Below are 2948 nucleotides of genomic sequence, written 5' to 3'. Positions count from 1 at the left end.
CTGCTCACCTACCTCGACACCTATTACGACAACAGCCTGGAAAACATCGGCCGCGCTAACTCGTATGTTTGGTATGGCCCGCGCTGGGCGCAGGCGGCGACCGCGCCGTCGCGCCTGTACAAAGCGTTTACCACCGAAGGCGGCATACGCGTGCCGGCCTTGGTACGTTACCCAGGCTTCGAACGCCAAGGGCAGATCGTCAAAGAATTCAGCACGGTGATGGACATCACCCCCACCATTCTCGACCTGGCCGGCGTGCGCCACCCCGGCAAGAAATGGCGCGGCCGTGAAGTGGCGGAGCCGCGGGGGAAATCCTGGCTGGGCTATTTGAGTGGCGAGAACGAGCAGATTCACGACGAAAACACCGTGACCGGCTGGGAACTGTTCGGCATGCGCGCTATTCGTAAAGGCGACTTAAAAGCCGTGTATTTGCCCGCTCCGGTCGGCCCGGCGACCTGGCAGCTGTACGACCTGAGCAAAGACCCTGGCGAGATTCATGACCTGGCCAAAAGTCAGCCGGCGAAGCTTGAGGAGTTGCTGGAGCATTGGCATCAGTACGTGGCGGAGACCGGGGTGGTATTGAGTAAGTCGCCGTTTCAGCCGTAGGTTGGGTTGAGCCGTAGGCGAAGCCCAACATGGAGCCCGCAGGGCTCCGCGTATCGGTTTATCTCTAGACCGACACGCGCCGTCCTACGGCCGGCCTGTTGGGCTTCGCTGCGCTCAACCCAACCTACGATTTGCACTAGCCCGCCAATGCACTGCGCAACCGCTCACTCTGCGCTTTCGGGCAATTCACCCACACCTCTGGCAACCCCAACCAGCGCGCCATCTCCAGCAGATTGCGCGCTAACGCGTGAATCCCTTCTTCATCCAACCCCAGCGGTTCCTCATGCAAGGCATGCACATGCAGGCGGCCACTCGCCCGCTCGGCGCGCACATCCAGGCGCGCCGCTATGCGTTCGTTGTGCAGAAACGGCAGCACGTAGTAGCCATACACCCGTTTGGCTTGCGGGGTGTAAATCTCCAGGCGGTAGCGGAAGTCGAACAGCCGCTCGGTGCGGGCCCGTTCCCATACCAGCGAGTCAAACGGCGATAACAGTGCCGAGGCGTTGACCGCGCGCGCAATGCTGAGGTTTGGCAGGCAGTAGGCTGGTTTGTCCCAGCCCTTTACCGTGACCGGCAACAACTCACCTGCCTCCAGCAACTCGGCCAGCCTTGCCTGGCTGTCGCGCGGGTCGAGGCGAAAGTAGTCGCGCAGGTCTTTTTCGGTGGCCACGCCCAAGGCTGCTGCCGAGCGCATTAACAGTTGGCGCTGGGCGGGTGCTTCTTCAATGTCCGGGTGGTTGAGCAAGGCGCTGGGCAGCACGCGTTCGGGCACGTCATATAAGCGCTCAAAGCCGCGACGGCCGGCCACGGTGACTTCACCGGCGGCAAACAACCATTCCAACGCCAGCTTTTCTTCGCTCCAGTCCCACCACGGGCCGGCGCGTTCAACGCGGGTGTTCAGCGCGCCAGCACCGGTGGCACCTTGGTCACGAATATGGGCCAGCACGCGCTGCACCACGTCTTGCCGCTCACGGCCGAACTGCGCCAACTGGCTATAAATGCCTTCGCCCTGGGCCGCGCGCTGCATGCGCCAACGCATAAGCGGGTAAAGACCGAGGGGCATCAGCGAGGCCTCATGGCCCCAGTATTCGAACAGGGTGCGCCGCTTGCCTGAGCTCCAGGCCGCTTGTTCCAACAGGGCGGAATCGTAGTTGCCCAGGCGCGAAAACAGGGGCAGGTAATGCGAGCGCACCACGGCGTTGACCGAGTCGATCTGCACCACGCCCAGCCGTTCAATCAGTTGATTGAGCCGCGCCGGTTTTACCTCGGCGGCAGCGCTGCGCCCGGCAAAGCCCTGGGCACTGAGCACCAGACGGCGCGCCTGGTTAACGGATAGCGTCAGCGGTTTGGACATCAACTGCACCTTGTTCAGCGTCGGGTGCAGGATACGGTCTGGCGAAGGTGAATACACGCGCCGACGGGCCATCAGCGGCCAATTCGGCCAGGCGCTGCTTGGCGTCCTGCGCGGTCGGTCGCTCACCAGCCGGCAGCCACCATAGGGCCAGCGACGGCGTGTCGAGTTTTTCCATCCAGCGTTTTTTGCTCTTCAGCACGGTGAGATGGTCGCCGCTGTAGACGTAGTTTTTCAGCGTTTCAAACGACTGCCAGAGCGATAGATTGACGATCAGGCGTGGGTCGTCAAACAGCTGAATCGACGTGGCGTCGCCCTCTTCCGTCTGCAAGCGCCAGACAAAGCCTGGGCTGCGTTCGGCTAGTTGATTGATGGGCTCCAACTGCTCAACAAAGCCCCGCAGCAATGGGTCATCGAGCGGGGCTAGGGTGCGAGCGATATTGACTTGGGCCAGGTGGTACGTGGCACTCATGCAGGCTTCCTTGATTGCAATGTGGTTGGCGGCTTAACGGCTAAGGGGATCGTCCCAGAATGGCCGCTCAACTTCTTGCTCGAGGTCGGCACGGGACAGGCCTAAGTCTTTGAGCGTAGCGTCCGGCATGCTGGCCAGCAGGCGGCGTTGGTTGGCCAGTTCATTCCAACGTTTCACTTGCTTCCACAGCCGTGCCAATAGGCGCTCACCGGAACGTAATTTGGCCCGTGGCAGGGCGGTGGCGATGGCATAACCTTTTTGCGCTTTCATGATTGAGCTCTCCATGTGCAATGCCCCCCGTAAGGTGTGCGACGAACTGCTGCGCTTAGGGGATGGCGCAAGTTTCTGCGCGCGGCTAAGATCAATCCAACGAATGTTTCTTATGCGACCCATCTGCCAGTTTGATGAATAGGATTTAAGCCAATGAGCAGCTACGTCGGCATCGACAGCGAACTGTTACGCACCTTTGTCGCCATTGCCGACTTGGGCGGTTTTACCCGCGCGGCCGAAGCGGTGAAC

At 61.2% G+C, this 2948-nt stretch carries 4 protein-coding genes and 1 pseudogene; 2 read left to right on the top strand and 3 right to left on the bottom strand.

What is annotated here, in order from left to right; all coding sequences use genetic code 11:
* Positions 1 to 606, top strand: a 606-nt coding sequence (locus tag AAAB16_RS16540) for a sulfatase/phosphatase domain-containing protein (RefSeq protein ID WP_340664302.1), incomplete at its 5' end; no start/stop codon positions are given.
* A gap of 136 nt (positions 607 to 742) precedes the next feature.
* On the opposite strand, the gene AAAB16_RS16535 is transcribed toward AAAB16_RS16540, so the two are convergent.
* Genes AAAB16_RS16535 through AAAB16_RS16525 form a run of 3 tightly spaced genes read right to left on the bottom strand, consistent with a single transcriptional unit; the run spans position 743 to position 2699 of the window.
* Positions 743 to 1960, bottom strand: coding sequence for a winged helix-turn-helix domain-containing protein (locus AAAB16_RS16535; protein ID WP_340664301.1), 1218 nt, complete (start codon positions 1958 to 1960; stop codon positions 743 to 745).
* On the bottom strand, positions 1932 to 2429 hold the full coding sequence (locus AAAB16_RS16530; protein ID WP_340664300.1) for a DUF3291 domain-containing protein: 498 nt from the start codon (positions 2427 to 2429) through the stop codon (positions 1932 to 1934). The genes AAAB16_RS16535 and AAAB16_RS16530 overlap by 29 nt, the downstream gene beginning before the upstream one ends.
* A gap of 33 nt (positions 2430 to 2462) precedes the next feature.
* Complete coding sequence (locus AAAB16_RS16525) at positions 2463 to 2699, bottom strand: DUF1127 domain-containing protein (RefSeq protein WP_340664299.1); 237 nt, start codon at positions 2697 to 2699, stop codon at positions 2463 to 2465.
* Between the two features lie 153 nt (positions 2700 to 2852).
* Here AAAB16_RS16525 and AAAB16_RS16520 point away from each other — a divergent pair.
* Positions 2853 to 2948 (top strand): annotated as a pseudogene (locus tag AAAB16_RS16520) (LysR family transcriptional regulator); the annotation flags it as partial.

Source organism: Pseudomonas sp., assembly GCF_037994325.1.
In the GTDB taxonomy this organism is placed as follows: domain Bacteria; phylum Pseudomonadota; class Gammaproteobacteria; order Pseudomonadales; family Pseudomonadaceae; genus Aquipseudomonas.
This window is presented reverse-complemented; position numbering and strand designations above follow the sequence as displayed.